We start from the raw sequence: 18682 nt of genomic DNA, 5'->3' as shown, positions 1-18682 counted from the left end.
TCGCTCAGCGCCGTTGCCGGGCCCCCGCATCGGCCCTTGCGCTGTGGGAGAGTAGGCCCATGAAGAATGCGATGCGCGTGGCCGCGCTCTCCGTCGTCAGCGCTGCAGTCCTGGCCGGTTGCCTCAAGGTCGACATGTCCGTCACGCTCCACGAGGACGACACGGCGAGCGGCGAATTCGTCATGGCCGTCAGCAAGGGTCTCGCTGACGTCATGGGCGAGGAGGAGCTGGCCGGCGCGCTCGAGTCGGAGACGATCGAGGGCGCGACGCAGGAGCCGTACGAGGACGAGGACTTCGTGGGGACGCGCACGACCTTCGAGGACCTGGCGATCGCCGAGCTCGCCGACGAGACACTGACCGTGACTCGCGAGGGCGACGAGTTCGTCGTCAGCGGGACACCGACAGACCTGGGCGCCGAGCTCGGCGAGGTGGACATCCCCGCCGATGCGACGGCGACCCTCGCGGTCACATTCCCTGGCGAGGTGACCGAGCACAACGGCACCCTCGACGGCACCACTGTCACATGGGATCTGATCACCGCCCCCGATGAGCTTCAGGCGCGTGGCGCGGCGGTCGAGGGCGGCGGAATCCCGGTGTGGATCATCGTGCTCGTGCTGGCCGTCATGGGCATCGGCATCGGGATCGCCGTGGTGCTCGTGACGTCCACCAGGCGCAAGGCGCCGGAGAACGAGGCGTCGTTGACGGCCGAGCGAGAGGCCGGATTCCTCACGCACCCGACCCCCGATGAGGGCGCCGGCGCGCCCGTCGCCGGCGAGGGGTCGAACGACGACGGCGCCCCCGACCTCGCAGGGCAGCCGGTCCCCGAGCAGCAGAATTCCGTGCAGCAGGACGCCGAGCAGCAGAATTCCGTGCAGCAGGACGCCGAGCCCGAGCTGCCGCTGCGCGCGGATGGTGCCGCCCCCGACGCCGCCTCAAGCACAGGCAACGGCGTCGCGGCGGAAGGCGATGGCGATGGCGAGGAGCACAAGCCGTCGTGAGGCGCGCCACGGGCTGGGCCGGGGTCGCCGCGGTGGTCGCCGTGGCGCTCACCGGATGCGTGCGCGTCACCTCGGACACCACCTTCACGGAGGACCTGACGTTCTCGCAGCACGCGGTTGTCGCATTCGACGAGTCCGTCGCCTCGCAGTTCTCTGAGCAGCAGGGACTGGGCCTCGACCTCGAGTCGCTCGCCGGTGACGCCCAGGACTCGCCTGAGCTCCAGGACCTGCAGGAGCGCTACCCCGGTGCGATCGAGGTCGCCGAGTACGACGACGGCGAGCTCACCGGCGTCGAGATCACGATCACCGATCTGCCCATCGATGAGCTGCAGACCGCCGCCCAGGAGGCCGCCGGGCTGGGCGCTGCAGCCTCCATCGAGGTGATCGACGACGACTACGTCGTGACCCTCAGCAGGCCAGAGCAGCTCGACCTGTCGGACATGGGCGTCACCGAGTCGAGCCTCGAGCTCGCCGCGTCCGCCGTCGACATCGCCGTCACCTACACCTTCCCCGGCCTGGTGGAGGAGGCGAACGCGGGCGACATCTCCGGGAACACCGTGACGCTGTCGCTCGTCGACCTCGCCACCGTCCCCGAGATCCGCATCGTCGCCGGGGCGAGCGACCAGTTCGACTGGGGCCCGTGGCTCAAGTGGGGCGGCTTCGCGCTCGCGTTCGTGCTGATCGTCGGCGGTGCGACTGCCCTCGTGATCCAGGACCGGCGCAAGCGCCGCGAGTCGACGCTCCCGCCGCCGCTGACCTCGACCGATCCACACGGGCCGGGGATGCTGGGCGCCGAGCCGACGCCGCCGGCAGCCCGGCCTCTCGAGGGCGACGACGGCGACGCAGGCCAGCCCCCGCATCGGCCTTCCTGACCACTTGGAAAGTGAGACGATGAGGGCGTGCTCGCTCCCTATCGCTCGATCCTGAACCACCCCGGCGCGAAGGCCTTCGCCTTCGCGGGCCTGCTGTCGCGCCTGCCCATGTCGATGTTCAACATCTCGTTCATCCTCATGGTGCAGATCCAGTACGACAGCTACGAGATGGCCGGCCGCGTCGCCGCGATAGGCATTGTGGTGTGGGCTCTCCAGACGGTGCCGACGTCCCGGCTGGTGGACCGCATCGGTCAGCGGCGAGCCATGCTGCCGCTGCTCGGACTGCACGTGACCGGCGCGACCATCGGCATCGTCGCCGCCGTGAACAACGGCGCCGAGTGGATCCTGTGGATCGCCGTCGCAGTCGCCTCGCTGTCGGGGCCCCTCGGCTCGCTGACCCGCGCTCGGTGGTCGAACATCCTCGACTCGGACCAGGACATTCACACCGCGTTCGCGCTCGAGGGCGTGCTCGACGAGGTGCTGTTCATCGCAGGTCCAGCGCTCGCGACCATCCTCGCCACGGCGGTGTGGGCGCCAGCCGGGCTCGTGGTGTCGACCATCGGCACCGTGGTGGGACTGCTGATCCTGCTGTCCCTGCGGGCGACCGAGCCTGCACCTCGGGGAGCCTCCGGGGGGTCGAGCCTGGGGCTGAGGGTGCCGCCCGCCGTCCTCGGCGCCGCCTTCATCGCCCTCGGGCTCGGGACCATGTTCGGGGCGTTCGACATCTCCGTCGTGGGCTTCGCGGAGGAGCTGGGCCACAAGACGCTGTCGGGAGTGCTGCTCGGCATCGTGTCCGCCGGCTCGTTCGCCGGCGGCCTGCTCTACGGTGCGCGCCACTGGTCGATGCCGTTGTGGAAGCGCACCGTGATCGGCACCGTGGTGCTCGCGGTGGGATTCGGCATCCTGACCCTCGCAGGCGGCATGGTGGTGTTCGCGATCATCGGCTTCTTCGCGGGCGCCGCCATCGCGCCCACGCTCACCAACGCGGACACGATCGTGCAGCGCGTGGTGAAGCGCGACCAGATCACCGAGGGCATGTCGTGGCTGCGCATCGGCATGGGCGTGGGAGTGGCGTCGGGTGCCTGGATCGCGGGCTACCTGGTCGACAATGTGGGCGCGCACGCTGGTCTGTACACGTCCGCCGGCGCAGCCGTTGCGATGGTGGGCATGGCGCTCGTGGCGGCGCCCGTCATTCGCCGGGACACCGAGAGGCCGGGCATCGCGGACGCCGAGGACGTGCACCCGCCGTCGCAGCGTGACGCCGACGAGTGGGTCGAGCAGCCGTTCACGCCTCCCAACGTGTAGCCGGACACGGCAGGCCCATCGCGGGACCAACGTCCCGTGCGGGGTGCACAGGGCGCCCCTATCGTGGAAGAGTCGAGAGGCGCCACCGAGGTCGCCGCCACCGAAGTGACGCAGGCGATCATCCGGGGACGAGATCGCCTGCGTCGCCCCCTTCCGGCCACGGCGCCTCACCCCCCTCCCCCTGGAGGCGCCGAGGCCGGACCACTGTGCGCCGGGACCCGCCCGCCCGTCCCTCCTTCCCCCGGGCGGGCAACCCGCGGCATGGCCGCCTACTCTCGTGCCATGCAGCCTGACGAGATCTTCACCGCCGGCAATATGAACGCCGCGGTGGTGCGCTCGGGCGACCGGGTGCACAGGACGGCCGGGCCGCAGGCCCCCACGGTCCACCGCCTGCTCGAGCACGTCCGCTCGCAGGGCGTGACGTGGGTGCCGCGGGTCCACGGCTTCGACGATCAGGGCCGCGAGGTGCTCGACTTCATCCCAGGTGACGTGGTCCACGACCAGCCGGAATGGCTGTTCGACGAGGCGATCCTGCTCACCGTCGCGCGCGAGCTGCGTCGCTGGCATGACGCGACCGCGAGCTTCCCGCGCAGCGACGCGGACGTCTGGTGGTGGCAGCCGGGCAAGCAGCCGCAGGAGGTCATCTGCCACGTCGACTTCGCGCCGTACAACCACGTGTTCCGGGAGCGCGCGTGGGTGAGTGCCATCGATTACGACCTCTGCTACCCGGGACCACGCGCGTGGGATCTCGCGTACACGGCGTACCGGTACGTCCCGCTCAGCCCGCACAGGGACGATGCTGTCGCTGACGGGGAGGGCGCGGATCGGTCGCGCTTCGGCCACGCCGAGCAGCAGCGACGGCTCGGGCTCTTCTGCGACGCGTACGGAGCCGTCGAGGGGCGGGCGACGACGGCCGATGCGGTGCTCGCGCGCCTGCCGGAGCGGCTCGAGGCGATGGCCGACTGGTGCGATCAGCAGACCGACCCGGACCGGCTGCGCGACGGCATCATGTATCGGGCGCATGCGCGCTGGATCGCGAGCGGCGCACTGCTCGATACGCTCGAGGCATGACCCCCCGGATCGCCATCGCCACCACCGTCGAGCTGCCCGTCCCCGATGCGGACGAGGAGCTGCTCCTTCCCCTTCTGCCCGAGGCGGAGCTGGTGGGCTGGGACGACCCGGCCGTGGACTGGGCCTCGTACGAGGTGGTGGTGCTGCGCAGCACCTGGAACTACACCGAGCACCTGGAGGACTTCCTCGCCTGGGCCGAGCGCGTGAGTGCCGTGACTCGGCTGATGAACCCCCTCGAAACCGTGCGCTGGAACACCGATAAGCGCTACCTGCTGGATCTCGCCGGGCGTGGCGTGCCGACCGTGCCCACCACGTTCCTCGCGCCGGGTGAGACGGCACCGCCGGAGGCCCTTGAGGGCCACGTGGTCGTGAAGCCCTCGGTGGGTGCAGGCTCCTGGGGAGCCAAGATGTTCAAGGACGACCCAGCCGGGGCATCGGCCCACTTGGCCGAGCTGCACCAAGGCGGCCGCACCGCGATGATCCAGCCGTACCTGTCCGCCGTCGATGCTGCGGGCGAGACCGCGCTGATCTACCTCAATGGCGAGTTCTCTCACGCGGCGCGCAAGGCGGCGATCCTGTCGCAGGGCATGTCCTGGTCGACGGGCCTGTACGCGGACGAGAAGGTCGTCGCGACGGAGGCCACGCCCGCGGAGCGCGAGCTCGCGGACTTCGTGGTCGCGGGTCTCGAAGGCCTGGCCTACATCCGGGTCGACCTGCTCCCCGGCGACGAGGGGCCCGTGCTGCTGGAGCTCGAGCTGACGGAGCCGAGCCTGTTCCTCGGGGTGTCAGACGGCGCTCCCGAGAGGGCGGCCGCAGCGTTCCGCGCGCTGCTGGACTGACGGCGCATCGAAGTGGCCGAGCAGGCTGAGCGGGCATGACAGAGCTGACCGACCTTGCTGGCGTCTATGACGCGGACGGCGGCGTGCGCGGCGAGGTCGCGTACGTCATCGGCCACATGCTCGGGCGAGCCCACTGCGCGCTGTGCGACGTCACGCACTCGCCGGTGCGGCGCAAGCCAGAGTGGGACCGGATGGCCGCGACGCTTCCCGCGCCCATGCGGCTGCTGCACCGCAATGAGCTGGACCTCGAGCTTCGTGACGCCATGGCGGGCGAGGAGCTCGCGCTGGTCGCCGCGCGTCTCGATGGCTCGTGGGAGGTCGTACTGGGCCCCGAGGCGCTCGAGGCGGTCCAGGGCGACGTGACGCGCTTCCGCGACACGTTGCTCGCCGCGCTGCGCGAGCGCGGCGCGCTCAGCTAGCGCTCGACGGCCTCGCCACCGGCATAGGGGTCGAGCAGCCACTCCGTGCCGTCGCACACGGCCACGATCCGGTCGCCCTCGAACTCGCCGCCGTGGCCCCCGCCCAGCGGGTTGCAGCCCGCAGCGGGCACGTCCACCACGGCCTCGGTGACCGAGTCCGTGAGCAGATCGTGGACCAGCCACACATGCTCGGTCACGGTGCCCAGGTCAGGGTCGACGTACCGCCCGTGATACACGGCACGGCCCGTCACATGGTCGAACCAGGCCGGCAGCCCGCGATCCTCGGAGAAGCCCTGCTGCACCTTCCGCTTGATCTCGCTGTCGACCAGGCTGCCGATCCACTCCTCGCCGTCGCGCCACAGCACCCCGGTCGCGTCGCCGCGCTCGTCGTAGGACACCCACAGCTCGAGACCATCGGGCTGGACGCCGATGACGTCGATGTTCGCGATTCCCCGTTCGACCCTGTTCGCACTCGAGACGGCGGACGCCGCGAAGTCGTAGGTGTTCTCCTCGTCACGCAGGTCGAACTCGATCACCTGCTCCCAGGCCGCGCCGTCGCTGCGCTTGATCCACGAGGTGAGCAGCTCGGGATCCCAGTGCACGACGTCACGGTTGACCGTCGTGTCGAACTCCGCGACCTTGAAATGGTCGTCTGACGGCGAGACCAGGTAGAGCTCCTGGACGTCGGAGAACCAGGTGTACTGGTCGCCCTCGCCGACGCGGACGACCGTGAGGCCCCAGTCCTCGTCCACCTGGTCCCAGATCCACGGCTCGAGGTTGCGAGCCTCGGGCATGCGGTCGTCCTCAGGGACCACGATGCCCGGCAGCTGACGGTCGGTGTCCTGAAGCCATTCCGGACGGGTGTCGTCCTCGCCTTCACCCATGGCCTCGGTCGTCTCCGACGCCTCCGCCTGAGGCTCGCCAAGGTAGCCCTGGTCGCCCAGGAACCAGTACACGCCGTACCCGACTCCGGCGACCGCGAGCACCGCCAGGACGGCTCCGATGGGGAAGCGGCCCTCATCTCCTCGCAGTCTCCGCATGCACGCCAGGCTATGCCAGCGAAGACAGGCCCCGTGCCTTCCGCGCCGATGCGCCCGCTCGGGCGCGCACTTGCGTCGCCCGGGCGCCGTTGCCAGAGTGTGACGATGGCCCTTCCTGCCCCCGAACAGCTTCACCCCAACCCACTCACCCAGGTCACGCTCGCAGACTTGCGCCGCCGGACCAGCGCGAAGTGGCGCAAGTACGACCCCGACGTGCTGCCGCTGTGGGTCGCGGAGATGGACGTCGCGCTCGCGCCGCCCATCCGCGAGGCCCTCGAGCAGGCGGTGGCCGAGGGCGACCTGGGCTACGCCGCCGGCGACGCGTACACGGAGGCGTTCGCGTCCTTCGCCGAGTCCCGGTGGGGGTGGTCCATCGCTCCCGGCCAGCTGACCACGGTGGCCGATGTCATCACCGGCTACACCGACATCCTGTGCACGGTGACCGAGCCCGGCGACCAGATCATCGTCAACAGCCCGGTCTATCCGCCGTTCTACTCGTACCTGCGCGCGCAGGGGCGGGTGGTGACCGAGGCGCCGCTGGGAGAGGACCTGCGCCTGGACCTCGCCTCCCTCGAGGAGAGCTTCGCGGCCGCGACCGCAGGCGGGAGCGCGGCCGCCTACCTGCTGTGCAACCCCCACAATCCGACGGGCGTCACGCACACGCGAGCCGAGCTCACGCGGGTCGCCGCGCTCGCGGATCAGTACGGGGTGGCGGTGGTGTCGGATGAGATCCACGCGCCGCTGGTCTACGAGGGCCACGCGTTCGTGCCCTACCTGTCGGTCCCGGGCGGGGAGTCCGGATTCGCGCTGCACGCGGCGTCGAAGTCATGGAACCTGGCTGGCATTCCGGCCGCGATCGTCGTCGGCGGGACGGGGGTGACGGCCGAGCTGGCGCGGTACGCGCGATCAGCCCATCACGGGCCCACGCACTTCGGAGTGCTCGCTCAGACCGTCGCCTACCGCGATGGCGAACCGTGGCTCGACGCGCTCCTGGCAGGGCTCGACCACAACCGCAGGCTCCTCGCGACGCTCATCGACGAGCACCTGGCCGGTGCCGGCTACCGTCTGCCCGAGGCGACCTATCTGACGTGGATCGACTGCCGCGAGCTCGACATCGAAGGCGATCCCTCGGCGCATTTCCTCGAGCACGCTCGCGTGGCCGTCAACTCCGGTCCGACCTTCGGCACCGGCGGCGCGGGCCACGTGCGACTCAACATCGCCACCCACCCGGAGATCATCACCGAGGCCGTGCGACGCATGGGGGCCTCGACGCACCAGGGCTGAACCACGGCGCTCCACGGCGTGTGAGAATATGCCCATGTCCCGGAGCCGCGACCCACGCATCGCACGCGCGGCGCTCGCTGCCGCCGTTGCGACCTTCGTGGCGCTGGGCTCCCACGTGGTCGCGGGCGGGCACGTCCCCGCCGCCGCGGGCGTGCTCGTGCCGCTCGGACTGTCGTTCGCCGTGTGCCTTCAGCTCGCTGGCCGCCCTCTGTCGCTGTGGCGGCGCGCCGTCGCCGTGACCCTCAGCCAGGCACTGTTCCACACCCTGTTCACGCTCGGCTCGGGCACGCCGGCCGTGTCCGACCCCGGCCATGCGCACCGCGGGGCCGGCGCGGCCGGCGGTGAGATGGTGGTGACCGGCGGCGCCGCGCACGCATCGCACGGCGGCGCGCTCATGATGGCCTCGCACATCGTCGCCGCCATCGTGACGACCGTCGCGCTCCACCACGCCGCGTGGCTCCTTGCGCGCGCCGCCCGCGGACTGGAGTGGCTGCGCGCGCGCATCCTCCCCGTCGTACCGACCCACTCGGCACCCTCGGTGAGGCGACCGCGGGTCCTTGCCCCCGCATCGTCCGCCCGTCCTCTCCGCGACGACGCTCGTGGCGTCCGCACCGTTCGCGGTCCGCCCGCTCTCTCGGCCTGAGCAACAGCCCCGGCGTTCCCCATGGAACCGGCCGGGCGCATCGGCGCAGCCCGATGCCTTCCACCCTTCAGCGCGTCCGCGCGCTCAGCAGACAGAGAGAGACACCCATGCTTCACACCACCACGCGCCTCGGAGCGCTCGCCGCCCTGACAGTGGCGGCGCTCACAGGATGCGCCTCCGCGTCCGACGACGCTGCCGGAGACTCCGGCGAGATCACCATCACCGACCCCTGGGTCAAGGCGGTCGATGAGGGGATGACCGCGGCCTTTGGCGAGCTGACCAACGGCACCGACCAGGCGATCGTGCTCGTGGCCGCGTCCACCGACGCGTCACCCATGATCGAGCTTCACGAGACCGTCACCGGCGACGACGGCGCCGCGATGATGCAGCAGAAGGAGGCCGGCTTCACCATCGAGCCCGGCGAGTCCCTGCTCATGGAGCCCGGCGGCAACCACATCATGCTGATGGGCGTCGAGGAGCCCATCGAGGTGGGGGCCGAGGTCGACTTCACGCTGTCCTTCGAGGACGGCGAGACCTTCGAGTTCACCGCGGTCGCGAAGGAGTTCTCCGGCGCGAACGAGGAGTACGAGGGAGACCACGGCGACATGGACCACGGCGACATGGACCACGGCGACGACGCCGAGGGTCATGGCGACCACGAGGGTCACGACCACTGATCGTCGATGACTGACGATCAGGCCCAGACTGGCCGCTCCGGTCTGAGCCGGCGGTCGCTCCTCTTCGGAGGTGCGGCCGCCGGTGCCGGTGCGGCCATCGCTCTCGCCGCCGATCGCACGGGCGCGCTGCCGCAGTCGCGCCAGGCCGAGCTTGACGCCGTGGGACTCAACGGCGAGCGCACCGTGCCGTTCCACGGCGTGCATCAGGCCGGCATCGACACCCCCATCGCGGCGCAGGCCTCCTTCGTGGCGCTCGACCTCCTGCCAAGCACGAACGCCGACGCGCTCGGCCGGATGATGCGCCTGCTCACCGACGACGCGGCTCGGCTGACCACGGGAGAGGGTGCGCTCGCGGACACCGAGCCCGAGCTCGCCTCCGTCCCTGCTGCGCTGACGGTGACGTTCGGGTTCGGCCCCGAGCTGGTGCGTCGTGCGGGCGGTGCGACCGCGGTCCCGTCGTGGCTCGCGCCGCTGCCCGCCTTCGGCATCGACGCCCTCGAGGATGCGTGGAACGGCGGCGACCTGCTCATGGTCGTGTCCGCGGATGATGCCGTCACGGTGGCGCACGCCGTGCGGATGCTCCTCAAGGACTCGCGCGCCTTCGCGACCGTGCGGTGGCGTCAGGACGGCTTCCGACGCGCATACGGGTCTGAGGCGTCCGGCACCACCATGCGCAACCTGTTCGGCCAGATCGACGGCACCACCAACCCCGAGCCCGGCACGCCCGAGTTCGATCGCGTCGTGTGGAGCTCGGATCGCTGGCTGACAGGCGGCACCTCGATGGTGATCCGGCGCACCCGGCTGGACCTCGACACGTGGGACGAGGTCGACCCCGTCGCGCGCGGATTCTCCGTGGGGCGCCGCCTCCACGACGGGGCTCCGCTCACCGGCTCACGCGAGTCCGACGAGCCCGACTTCGAGGCGGTCAACGCCGCCGGCCTGACCGTGATCTCGCCGGTGTCTCACATCGCGCGAGCGCGCCCCGTGGAGGACCACGAGGTGATCTTTCGGCGCTCCTACAACTACGACCTGGCGCCGTCCGGCGAATCGGTGTCGGAGTCCGGTCTCATCTTCGCGAGCTATCAGGCGGACGTGGCGCGCCAGTTCACGCCCATCCAGGCTCGCCTCGCGGAGGTGGACCTGCTGAACACGTGGACCACGCCCATCGGGTCCGCCGTGTTCGCGATCCCGCCCGGCTGCTCGCCCGGAGGATTCATCGGGGACACGCTGCTCGCGTAGCCGCGCCGCATCCCCCGCATTCGCGCCCCAGCAGGTCCTCAGTGCTCATCGCACGCCGAATCGGGCACTGAGGACCTGCCAGCGCGAAGGCGGGCCAGTGGCTAGGCCCCCGCCGCGTCCAGGCGCTCGACCTGGTCGGTGGTCAGCTCCACGTCGAGCGCCGCGATGTTCTCGCGGTACTGGTCGTAGGTCCGGGGCCCGATGAGCGGCAGCACGCGCGGCGCGTCCTGCGCGAGCATCCACGCGAGCACCACCTGATTGCCGGTGGCGCCCGTCTCGCGCGCGACGTCATCGACGGCTGCGAGCCGAGCGTCGGCATCAGGACCCGCGTAGTTTCCCATCGCCCAGAAGTCGTCGCCCCGCTTGCCCGCCTCGGAGAACAGCCCCTTGAGGATGGGCGAGTACGCGACCAGCTGCAGGTCGGGGTGAGACTCGAGGTAGTCGAGCTGCTCGTCGCTCACGATTGACCCGTGCCGCAGCCCTGCCCGCGGGTGCAGGTACGAGTGCTGCTGCTGCAATGCGACGGGCTGCGGCCACCCGTTCGCCGCGCACAGCGCGCGGATCTGCGCGAGCCGCCACGTGCGCACATTGGACCAGCCATACGCGCCGATGCGCCCGTCGGCCACGAAGCCCGCGAGGGTCTCCAAGGACTCCTCGAGGGGCGTCGAGCGATCGTCGACGTGCACGTAGTAGAGGTCGACGTGGTCGGTGCCGAGCCTGTCGAGGGACGCCTCGACGCTGCGCTCGAGCACGGGCGCTGAAGCGCCGGCGAAGTGGGCTCGCGCGTACTCCCAGTCGGCCTCGCCGTCCTTCCACGCGTTCTCGACGCCGTTCACCCACCCCGTGCCCTTGGTGGCGAGAAGGATGCGGTCCCTGGCTCCCGCATCGGCCATCCATCGGCCGAGGAGGCTCTCACTGTGGCCGCCCTCCTCGCCCGGCGCCTCCCACCAGCAGTAGCAGTCGGCGGTGTCGATCATCGCGAGCGCGGGTGTGCCATCGGGGCGGGCGAACCGCGGCGCCACCTCGCCCAGGTAGTGGTCGAGGATCCGGCGCGACTCCTCCTCCGGCGTGCGGGTGCCCATGAGCATCGCGCCCAGGGCGATGGGCACGACGTGAACGTCGCTGTCACTCACCCTGGTCGCGCTGGTGGCGGTGATGGTCGTGGTCATGACTCCTCCTGGTGGTCGGGGCGGCGCGTGTTGCGCCGCTCGCATTCGACGCTAGGAGTTCGAGCGCGCTCGAAGTCAACAGGTCATGTCATGCTCTTGACTTCGAGTGCACTCGAAGTCCTACGGTGTCGGCATGGAGTCCTTCACCATCGACGACGCCGCGCGAGAGACGGGCTGCTCCAAGCACACGCTGAGGTACTACGAGCGCGAGGGGCTCCTCGCCCCGGTGGCGAAGGCTGCCAACGGCCATCGCCGCTACTCCGAGGACGACGTCGGTCGAATCCGATTCCTGCAGCTGCTGCGCGCGACGGGCATGCCCATTCGTGAGATGAAGGAGTTCGTCGCCCTCACGCACGCCGGCGACCACACCATCGCTGACCGCGTCGCGGTCCTCGCCCACTACCGCGAGGCTCTCTTGGCGCGCATGGCGGCCGACAGGGAGCACCTGCAACGCCTCGAGCACAAGCTCGACTACTACCGCGGCGCGCTCGCCGCCGCGGACGCCGTGCCGGAGGACATCACGGGCAACGTCCGCGCCTGACCTCCACGGTTGGTCGCTTGTACGGCCCTCCGGCCCCCGCGCCGCGAAGGTTGGCAGTTCCGTGCGCGCGTTGCGGCGCGACCGTGCTGACGGTGCCCACCGCCGAACGTGCCACACGTGACCAGGTCTCGCCGGATGCGCCGCGATTCTCCGCCAGAGTGACCAACCTGCGGCTGATGACAGGGGTGGCGGAACGCGCGGCGAGGCGTGCGTCAACCTGGCGGCCACCGTGCCTACGCTGAAGGCGTGACAACGACGCGCACCCCCGAGGCGGAGGTCCACCTGGACGCCGACCTCGTCCGCGCGCTGCTGACCGAGCAGCACCCCGACCTCGCCGAGCAGACCGTCGGCGAGCGGATGGACGGCTGGGACAACGCCACCTTTCGGCTGGGCGCCACGCATGCGGTGCGACTTCCCCGCCGCGAGATGGGCGCGCAGATCTCCGCGGTGGAGCTCGACTGGCTCCCTCAGATGCGCCGCGATTGGACGTTCCCCGCGCCGGTCCCGGTGCGGATAGGCCAGCCCGGGTGCGGGTACCCGTGGCGCTGGTCGGTGGTGCCGTGGCTCCAGGGCGTTCGCGCCTTCGACGAGCCGCTGAGCGACGCCGGCGCCCGCGATCTGGGAGCGGCCCTAGCGCAGGTGCACAGGCGGCCCCCGGCGAACGCCCCCCTCAACCCCTTCCGCAGCGGCACGCTCGCCGACGTTGCCGAGGTCTTCGATGCGCGCGTGACGGGCCTGGGCGACGAGGGCGCCATCGAGGCACGCGACGCCGATGCGCTCCGGGCGCTCTTCGAGGCCGGCGCCGCCACCGAGGACACCGACCCGACCTGGACTCACCTCGACCTGCACGGGGGCAACGTGCTGACGATGCATGGTCGACTTGCGGGCATTCTCGACTGGGGCGACTCGGCGGCGGGCGACCCGGCGACCGATCTGGGCCAGGCGTGGACCCTCGTAGGAGCGGACCACGCGGCTGCGCTGCTCGAGGCCTACGGCACGGCCGAGGGCACCCTGCGGGTGGGAGCCGGGAGCGCCGGGCGCACGCGGGTGCTCGCGCGTGCCGCGGCCTACGCGGTCACGCTCGCGTGCATCGCGGACGAGCCGTACCGCTCCGCCGGGCTGCGGGCCACAGGCGAGCTCATCGCGATCGAGCGCGCCTGACAGATCCCCCGACGCGCCGTTCAGGCCGCGGCCGCGATGCGGCGAGCGCGCCGCGCCTCGCGCCGGAGCTTCGCGTCGAGCGCGACCGGTGAGGTGGTGAGCAGCTCGATGACGGCGGTCTCGATGGCGGCCTGGATCGCCACGTCGCGAGCGCCGGGGGACAGGTCCTCCCCGTGCTCGCCGAGAGCCTCGACGACCGGCGCGATCGAGTGCCCGTCCTCCCAGAGGTCGATGACCCGTGGATCGACGTAGGACGCTCGTGCCACGGCGGGGGTGTTGCCCAGCTGTGCGGCGACCTCGCGCATCGCGCCCGCCACGGCCCGCTTGCGCGCCGTCACGCTCATCTCCGACGCGTCTCCCGCGCCCGCGAGCGCGTGCGCGGCGATGACGGTGCCGTGCCAGGTGCGGAAGTCCTTCGCGGATGCGTCGGGCTGGACCACCATCTGGATGTATTCGTTGATGTCGTCGCTCGCGATGTCGTGCCAGACGGCGGGCGAGCCTGGCTCCCGCCACGCGAGCAGCTCGGGGTGATCGCCGGAGCGCCGCTTGAGCGTGGTGACCGCCTGCGCGATGGCGTCCTCGCGGACCACGACGTGCTGCTCCTTGCCGGACTTGCCGACGTAGTCGAACACCACGCCCTCGTCGGTGACGCGGGCATGGTCGCGGCGCAGCGTCGCCAGCCCGTACGAGCCGTTGTCCGCGGCGTATGAGTCTCCACCCACGCGGAACAGTCCGCGGTCGAGGAGTCGGAAGGCGATGCCGAGCACATGCTCGCGGGACATGTCGCCGCGCGCGGCGTCCGCATCGGCGACGGCGCGCGCTGCCTGCAGCCCCGCTGCCACGTCGAGCACGCGTTCATGCTTGGCGCGGTCGCGGCGCTCGCGCCACGAGGGGTGGTAGAGGTACTGGCGCCTGCCGGCCTCGTCGGTGCCGAGCGCCTGCAGATGCCCGTTGGGCCACGGGCAGATCCACACGTCCGTCCACGCGGGAGGGATGACGAGGGCTCGAATGCGCTCGATGACCTCCGGGTCGCCGATGCGCGCGCCGGCCTGGTCTCGATACGTCCAGCCCGAGCCGGCACGGCGGCGCGTGAACCCGGGTTCGGAGGGGCGGGAACGGCGCAGTCGCGGCATGCGGGGGGAACGCGCGGCGGGCCTCTGAAAGTCCCGGGAATGCGGTGGCGGGCTCCCGCGCTAAAGTGTACGCAGTCGTACACTTCACCGAAGGAGTTCATCATGAGAACACGCCTGACCCGCATCTACGTGGAGGCCGCTGGCCTCCTCACGCTCGCTGCCGTGGCCGCGTCCCTATGGCTGGCCACGGGCCCCGCCGGCTGGCGCGCGCTCGCGGGCGCCATCCCATGGCTGCTCGCGCTCGGGCTCATCGGCGCGTCCAAGGCCCTCCCCGCGGCCAGGGTGCGACGCTTCCGCCGCCACCCCTGGTGGCTGTACGGGCTCAGCGCGGCCAGCGCATCGGCCGCCCTCACCGCGGACTGGCGCGCAGGCGCGATCGGGGCCGCGGGCCTGGCGACGACGCTGGGCTACACCGCGTGGTTCGCACGACAGCACACGCCGTCGCCCGTGGTCGCGCTTGGCGCACCGCTGCCCGCCTTCCCCCTCCAGACCGTCGAGGGCGAGGAGGTGGGTTCCGCGGCGCTCACCCACCAGCCTCACGTGATCCTGTTCTATCGCGGCGAGTGGTGCCCGTTCTGCGTCGCGCAGATCACCGCGATCGCCGACCAATACCGCGAGCTCTCCTCGCGGGGCGTGCGAGTCGCGCTCATCTCGAACCGACGCGCCGAAGAGACCGAGGCCCTCTCACGTCGGTTCGACGCGCCCATGGACTTCTACGTCGACGCTGGCGGCGCCGCGGCGCAGGCGCTCGACATCGTCCAGTCCGGCGGCACCCCGGTCACGTACGACGGCGGCACCGGCGGCGATACGGTGGTCCCCACCGTCATCATCACTCGGGAGGACGGCACGGTCGCATGGCTGCATCACGCGGACGACCACCGCATCCGCCCCGAGCCGTCCGTCTACCTGGAGGTCATCGATCGTGAGGGGATCGGGAGCGCGAGGCGACACGCGTAGGGACGCGATCGCCGCAGCCGCGCTCGAGCTCTACCTCGAGCGCGGCTTCGGCGTCTCGATCGACGACGTCGCCGCCGCGGCGGGAGCCTCCAAGCAGACCCTCTACAAGTTCTTCGGAGGCCGGGACGGGCTCGCTCGCGCGGCCATGGAGCTCGAGCTCGAACGGGTCATCGGGCCGATGCGCGAGGCGACTTCCCGCGACGGCGACGCCTTCGAGCGGCTCGCCGACTTCGCGGCCGCCTACCAGCAGGTGCTCTTCTCCGAGAGATGCCTCGCGATGTACCGGTTCGTCATCGGCACCGCGAACGAGTCGCCCGACTTCGGGCGGGCGTTCAATCAGACCGTCGTGGACTACGTCATTGGCCTGGTGACACCCTTGATCGCCGAGGTCGACGGCGATGAGGACGACGCTCCCGCACGCGCCGAGCAGTTCATCGGCGCACTGCAGGGGGCGGAGCTCAACCGCGCCCTCGCCGGGGCGACTCCCGACACGACAAGGCTTGCGCGGCTGCGCGCGAGCGGCCTCGCGGGCCTGACCCGCTGAGCAGCCGATGCCGCCGCGGACTAGTGTCGATACATGGAGACGTCGTTCGAGCCGCTGGTGACCGAACGCCTGGTCCTGAGGGCCATGACGCTCGACGACGCCGAGGACCTCGCCGAGCGCCGCTCCGACACGACGACAGCGCAGTACCAGGCGTGGCGCGCTCCGTACCCGGTCGAGCGAGCGCGAGAGCTGATCCAGGACGTGACGAGCCGCCCCGGCCCGCAGCCCGGCCACTGGTACCAGCTGGCCGTGGTGCGCCGCCGCGACGACAAGGTGCTGGGCGACGTGGCCATCCACCTGTCCGAGAACGGCCGCACCGCGGAGGTGGGCTTCACGCTGCACCCGTGGGCTCGCGGCCACTACTACGCGACCGAGGCGACGGCGCGCCTGGTGGACTACGCCGTGTTCGACCTCGAGGTGCACCGCGTCGAGGCCTCCACCCACCCGCACAACGTCGACTCCATCAAGGTGCTCGAGCGCATCGGCTTCATCCCCGAGGGCATCCGCCGCGAGCGCTACTGGGTCGAGGACGAGGTCTCCGACGACGCGATGTACGGACTCCTGGCACGCGAGTGGAAGGCGCGGCGCGCCCAGGACTAGCGAGCTAGAAGTCTCCCGGCGCCACCTGCAGGCACGTGAGCCCCAGCTCGTCGCGCCACATGTCGACCACGTGATTGCGGTCGTCGAGCACGCACAGCACTTCGAAGTGCGGTGCGATCTCCCGCTCGTAGATCTCGCGCTTGACGATGCCGTCCGCACGATCGTCGTCGTCGGGCCGGAGGTGCAGGCCCTCGAACGGGACGGGCAGATGGGTGCCCAGCCACCACTCGGTCTCGGTGCGCGACACCTCCTTGCGTCCGGACACGATGATGATGGTGTGGCCTGCGAGGTGCAGTGAACGCACCACCTCGATCACGGGGTTGTTGGGGGTGTCGAGGTCGTAGCCGCTGGTCGCGAAGGGGTGGCGCTCACCCATGTGGGCGAGGGTCCCGTCGAGGTCGACGATGACGGCCGATGCTCGTTCGCTCATGCGTCGCAGGCTATCGGGTCAGAGGCACTCGAGTGCGCGCGGCCATGCCGCCCTACACTTCACCGGTGGGACACCTCCAGCTCAGCGACGTTCACTTCACCCTGGCCGACGGGCGGGTGCTGCTGCGCGACGTCTCGTTCAAGGCGGGCGCCGGCGACGTGGTCGCGCTCGTCGGACCGAACGGCGCCGGCAAGACCACCCTCACGCGCCTCATCACGGGCGACCTGAAGGCCGACGACGGCACCGTCGCGGTGACGGGCTCTCTTGGCGCGATGCGGCAGTTCATCGGCTCGGTGCGCGACGACTCGACCGTCGCGGACCTGCTGCTGTCGCTGGCCTCGGAGAAGCTGCGGGACCTCGCCGCGCGCATGTCCGCAGCCGAGTCGCGCATGCACGAGACGGGCGCGGAGAAGGATCAGATGGCCTACGCCGATGCGGTGATCGCCTGGGGAGACGCCGGTGGGTACGAGCTCGAGACGCTGTGGGACGTGTGCACGGTGGCCGCTCTGGGCGTCCCGTTCGAGCGGGCGCGGGACCGCAAGGTCACGACCCTCTCCGGCGGCGAGCAGAAGCGTCTCGCGCTCGAGTCGCTGCTGCGTGGCGACGACGAGGTGCTGCTCCTCGACGAGCCCGACAACTACCTGGACGTGCCCGGCAAGCGCTGGCTCGAGGATCAGCTCATCGCGTCGCGCAAAGCCATCGTGCTCGTCAGCCACGACCGGGAGCTGCTCGACCGAGCCGCCACCCGGGTGGCGACGCTCGAGACCAATGCGAACGGCAACACCCTCTGGACCCACGCCGGCCCGTGGTCGACCTACCGCGAGGCGCGCGAGGCGCGCAACGAGCGGCTCGCGGAGGACCTGCGCCGATGGGACGAGGAGCACGAGCGGATCAAGGAGAACGTGCGGGTGATGCAGGCGCGCGCCAAGATCTCGCCCGACATGGCCTCCCGCTATGCCGCCGCGCAGACCAAGCTGCGCAAGTTCGAGGAGGCGGGCAAGCCCGAGCCGGTGCCGCTCGCGCAGTCGGTGTCGATGCGGCTGGGGGGCGGGCGCACGGCGAAGCGCTCGGTCGTGGTCGAGCGCCTCGAGCTCACGGGCCTCATGCAGCCCTTCGACGCCGAGATCTGGTTCGGGGACCGTGTCGCGCTGCTGGGCTCGAACGGCTCGGGCAAGTCGCACTTCCTGCGGCTGCTCGCCGCGGGCGGCAGCGACCCTGACGTCGAGCACCAGCCCGTGGGCGACGTGCGCCCCGACCCCGTCGCACACACGGGCACCGTGCGCCTGGGCTCGCGCGTCCGGCCAGGGTGGTTCGCCCAGACGCACGCGCACCCACAGTGGCACGGCAAGCCCCTGGTCGACATCCTGCACCGCGGCGACGAGCATCGCAGCGGACTCGTGCGCAAGGCGGCGATCGCGTCGCTCGATCGCTACGGCCTGGGCGGCCAGGCGGATCAGTCCTTCGACACCCTGTCGGGCGGCCAGCAGGCGCGGTTCCAGGTGCTGCTGCTCGAGCTCGCCGGCGCGACCCTGCTGCTGCTCGACGAGCCCACGGACAACCTCGATCTCGAGTCCGCCGAGTCGCTCGAGGCCGCCCTCGCGGCCTTCGAGGGCGCCGTCATCGCCGTGACGCACGACCGGTGGTTCGCGCGCTCATTCGACCGCTTCCTGCTGTTCGGCGCGGATGGCGTGGTGACGGAGAGCGCGGAGCCGCGCTGGGACCTGGGGCGGGTCGAGCGCGCGCGCTGATCCGCGCCGACC

General features: G+C 71.1%; 20 protein-coding genes. 16 read left to right on the top strand and 4 right to left on the bottom strand.

Annotation, left to right across the window (positions count from 1 at the left end):
- Positions 1-59 precede the first annotated feature (59 nt).
- The 6 genes from B7K22_RS06295 (at position 60) to B7K22_RS06270 (ending at position 5504) form a co-directional block, all read left to right on the top strand.
- A complete protein-coding gene (locus tag B7K22_RS06295; RefSeq protein WP_144276270.1) occupies positions 60-998 on the top strand; it encodes a hypothetical protein in 939 nt (312 codons plus the stop codon).
- Positions 995-1870: a hypothetical protein gene (locus B7K22_RS06290; protein WP_084039105.1), complete on the top strand. Its 876-nt coding sequence runs from the start codon at positions 995-997 to the stop codon at positions 1868-1870. Before B7K22_RS06295 ends, B7K22_RS06290 begins: the two co-directional genes overlap by 4 nt.
- 27 nt (positions 1871-1897) lie before the next feature.
- The gene (locus B7K22_RS06285; protein ID WP_084039104.1) at positions 1898-3175 is read left to right on the top strand and encodes an MFS transporter; all 1278 of its coding nucleotides are present in this window, start codon (positions 1898-1900) and stop codon (positions 3173-3175) included.
- 282 nt (positions 3176-3457) lie between these two features.
- A complete protein-coding gene (locus tag B7K22_RS06280) occupies positions 3458-4246 on the top strand; it encodes a phosphotransferase (RefSeq protein ID WP_084039103.1) in 789 nt (262 codons plus the stop codon).
- Positions 4243-5085, top strand: coding sequence for a RimK family alpha-L-glutamate ligase (locus B7K22_RS06275; RefSeq protein WP_084039102.1), 843 nt, complete (start codon positions 4243-4245; stop codon positions 5083-5085). The genes B7K22_RS06280 and B7K22_RS06275 overlap by 4 nt, the downstream gene beginning before the upstream one ends.
- Positions 5086-5120: 35 nt before the next feature.
- A complete protein-coding gene (locus tag B7K22_RS06270) occupies positions 5121-5504 on the top strand; it encodes a hypothetical protein (protein ID WP_084039101.1) in 384 nt (127 codons plus the stop codon).
- Here the strand turns inward: B7K22_RS06270 and B7K22_RS06265 are convergent.
- The gene (locus B7K22_RS06265) at positions 5501-6544 is read right to left on the bottom strand and encodes a hypothetical protein (protein ID WP_144276269.1); all 1044 of its coding nucleotides are present in this window, start codon (positions 6542-6544) and stop codon (positions 5501-5503) included. The genes B7K22_RS06270 and B7K22_RS06265 overlap by 4 nt on opposite strands.
- 105 nt (positions 6545-6649) lie before the next feature.
- On the opposite strand from B7K22_RS06265, the gene B7K22_RS06260 reads away from it, so the two are divergent.
- The 4 genes from B7K22_RS06260 (at position 6650) to B7K22_RS06245 (ending at position 10387) form a co-directional block, all read left to right on the top strand.
- Positions 6650-7828 carry a MalY/PatB family protein gene (locus tag B7K22_RS06260; protein ID WP_084039099.1) on the top strand — a complete coding sequence of 393 codons (1179 nt, stop codon included), beginning with the start codon at positions 6650-6652 and terminating at the stop codon, positions 7826-7828.
- Between the two features lie 34 nt (positions 7829-7862).
- Positions 7863-8471, top strand: a complete 609-nt coding sequence (locus tag B7K22_RS06255) for a hypothetical protein (RefSeq protein WP_084039836.1) — start codon at positions 7863-7865, stop codon at positions 8469-8471.
- 107 nt (positions 8472-8578) lie between these two features.
- Entirely contained in the window at positions 8579-9148 is a 570-nt protein-coding gene (locus tag B7K22_RS06250; RefSeq protein ID WP_084039098.1) for a copper chaperone PCu(A)C, read from the top strand.
- Positions 9149-9154: 6 nt separating this feature from the next.
- Complete coding sequence (locus tag B7K22_RS06245) at positions 9155-10387, top strand: Dyp-type peroxidase (RefSeq protein ID WP_084039097.1); 1233 nt, start codon at positions 9155-9157, stop codon at positions 10385-10387.
- Positions 10388-10488: 101 nt separating this feature from the next.
- Here the strand turns inward: B7K22_RS06245 and B7K22_RS06240 are convergent, their stop codons facing one another.
- Positions 10489-11556, bottom strand: coding sequence for an aldo/keto reductase (locus B7K22_RS06240; protein ID WP_084039096.1), 1068 nt, complete (start codon positions 11554-11556; stop codon positions 10489-10491).
- A 133-nt stretch (positions 11557-11689) separates the two neighbouring features.
- Here B7K22_RS06240 and B7K22_RS06235 point away from each other — a divergent pair, with 133 nt between their 5' ends.
- Both B7K22_RS06235 and B7K22_RS06230 read left to right on the top strand, forming a co-directional pair.
- Positions 11690-12097 carry a MerR family transcriptional regulator gene (locus B7K22_RS06235; protein WP_084039834.1) on the top strand — a complete coding sequence of 136 codons (408 nt, stop codon included), beginning with the start codon at positions 11690-11692 and terminating at the stop codon, positions 12095-12097.
- Between the two features lie 246 nt (positions 12098-12343).
- Positions 12344-13258 carry a phosphotransferase gene (locus tag B7K22_RS06230; RefSeq protein ID WP_084039095.1) on the top strand — a complete coding sequence of 305 codons (915 nt, stop codon included), beginning with the start codon at positions 12344-12346 and terminating at the stop codon, positions 13256-13258.
- Between the two features lie 20 nt (positions 13259-13278).
- Here B7K22_RS06230 and B7K22_RS06225 read toward each other — a convergent pair whose 3' ends face one another.
- Positions 13279-14391, bottom strand: coding sequence for a DNA topoisomerase IB (locus B7K22_RS06225; protein ID WP_084039094.1), 1113 nt, complete (start codon positions 14389-14391; stop codon positions 13279-13281).
- 102 nt (positions 14392-14493) lie between these two features.
- On the opposite strand from B7K22_RS06225, the gene B7K22_RS06220 reads away from it, so the two are divergent.
- From B7K22_RS06220 to B7K22_RS06210, 3 genes are read left to right on the top strand one after another with little or no spacing between them, the layout of a single operon-like run.
- A complete protein-coding gene (locus B7K22_RS06220) occupies positions 14494-15348 on the top strand; it encodes a redoxin domain-containing protein (protein WP_084039093.1) in 855 nt (284 codons plus the stop codon).
- Positions 15314-15892: a TetR/AcrR family transcriptional regulator gene (locus B7K22_RS06215; RefSeq protein WP_159448783.1), complete on the top strand. Its 579-nt coding sequence runs from the start codon at positions 15314-15316 to the stop codon at positions 15890-15892. Before B7K22_RS06220 ends, B7K22_RS06215 begins: the two co-directional genes overlap by 35 nt.
- 33 nt (positions 15893-15925) lie before the next feature.
- Positions 15926-16492, top strand: a complete 567-nt coding sequence (locus B7K22_RS06210) for a GNAT family N-acetyltransferase (RefSeq protein ID WP_084039091.1) — start codon at positions 15926-15928, stop codon at positions 16490-16492.
- A 4-nt stretch (positions 16493-16496) separates the two neighbouring features.
- Here the strand turns inward: B7K22_RS06210 and B7K22_RS06205 are convergent, their stop codons facing one another.
- The gene (locus tag B7K22_RS06205) at positions 16497-16922 is read right to left on the bottom strand and encodes a hypothetical protein (RefSeq protein ID WP_084039090.1); all 426 of its coding nucleotides are present in this window, start codon (positions 16920-16922) and stop codon (positions 16497-16499) included.
- A 65-nt stretch (positions 16923-16987) separates the two neighbouring features.
- On the opposite strand from B7K22_RS06205, the gene B7K22_RS06200 reads away from it, so the two are divergent.
- Entirely contained in the window at positions 16988-18670 is a 1683-nt protein-coding gene (locus B7K22_RS06200) for an ABC-F family ATP-binding cassette domain-containing protein (RefSeq protein ID WP_084039089.1), read from the top strand.
- The last annotated feature ends 12 nt before the right edge of the window (positions 18671-18682 follow it).

It is taken from the genome of Demequina sp. NBRC 110053 (assembly GCF_002090095.1).
Lineage (GTDB): Bacteria > Actinomycetota > Actinomycetes > Actinomycetales > Demequinaceae > Demequina.
Note: the sequence above shows the minus strand (reverse complement) of the source record. Positions and strands in the feature narration are given on the sequence as shown.

Excerpts from the sequence above, each read along its gene's own strand:
- B7K22_RS06295 (WP_144276270.1), top strand. The coding sequence starts at position 60 with ATGAAGAATGCGATGCGCGTGGCCGCGCTCTCCGTCGTCAGCGCTGCA.
- B7K22_RS06280 (WP_084039103.1), top strand. The coding sequence starts at position 3,458 with ATGCAGCCTGACGAGATCTTCACCGCCGGCAATATGAACGCCGCGGTG.
- B7K22_RS06275 (WP_084039102.1), top strand. The coding sequence starts at position 4,243 with ATGACCCCCCGGATCGCCATCGCCACCACCGTCGAGCTGCCCGTCCCC.
- B7K22_RS06270 (WP_084039101.1), top strand. The coding sequence starts at position 5,121 with ATGACAGAGCTGACCGACCTTGCTGGCGTCTATGACGCGGACGGCGGC.
- B7K22_RS06265 (WP_144276269.1), bottom strand. The coding sequence starts at position 6,544 with ATGCGGAGACTGCGAGGAGATGAGGGCCGCTTCCCCATCGGAGCCGTC.
- B7K22_RS06260 (WP_084039099.1), top strand. The coding sequence starts at position 6,650 with ATGGCCCTTCCTGCCCCCGAACAGCTTCACCCCAACCCACTCACCCAG.
- B7K22_RS06255 (WP_084039836.1), top strand. The coding sequence starts at position 7,863 with ATGTCCCGGAGCCGCGACCCACGCATCGCACGCGCGGCGCTCGCTGCC.
- B7K22_RS06250 (WP_084039098.1), top strand. The coding sequence starts at position 8,579 with ATGCTTCACACCACCACGCGCCTCGGAGCGCTCGCCGCCCTGACAGTG.
- B7K22_RS06245 (WP_084039097.1), top strand. The coding sequence starts at position 9,155 with ATGACTGACGATCAGGCCCAGACTGGCCGCTCCGGTCTGAGCCGGCGG.
- B7K22_RS06240 (WP_084039096.1), bottom strand. The coding sequence starts at position 11,556 with ATGACCACGACCATCACCGCCACCAGCGCGACCAGGGTGAGTGACAGC.
- B7K22_RS06235 (WP_084039834.1), top strand. The coding sequence starts at position 11,690 with ATGGAGTCCTTCACCATCGACGACGCCGCGCGAGAGACGGGCTGCTCC.
- B7K22_RS06225 (WP_084039094.1), bottom strand. The coding sequence starts at position 14,391 with ATGCCGCGACTGCGCCGTTCCCGCCCCTCCGAACCCGGGTTCACGCGC.
- B7K22_RS06220 (WP_084039093.1), top strand. The coding sequence starts at position 14,494 with ATGAGAACACGCCTGACCCGCATCTACGTGGAGGCCGCTGGCCTCCTC.
- B7K22_RS06210 (WP_084039091.1), top strand. The coding sequence starts at position 15,926 with ATGGAGACGTCGTTCGAGCCGCTGGTGACCGAACGCCTGGTCCTGAGG.
- B7K22_RS06205 (WP_084039090.1), bottom strand. The coding sequence starts at position 16,922 with ATGAGCGAACGAGCATCGGCCGTCATCGTCGACCTCGACGGGACCCTC.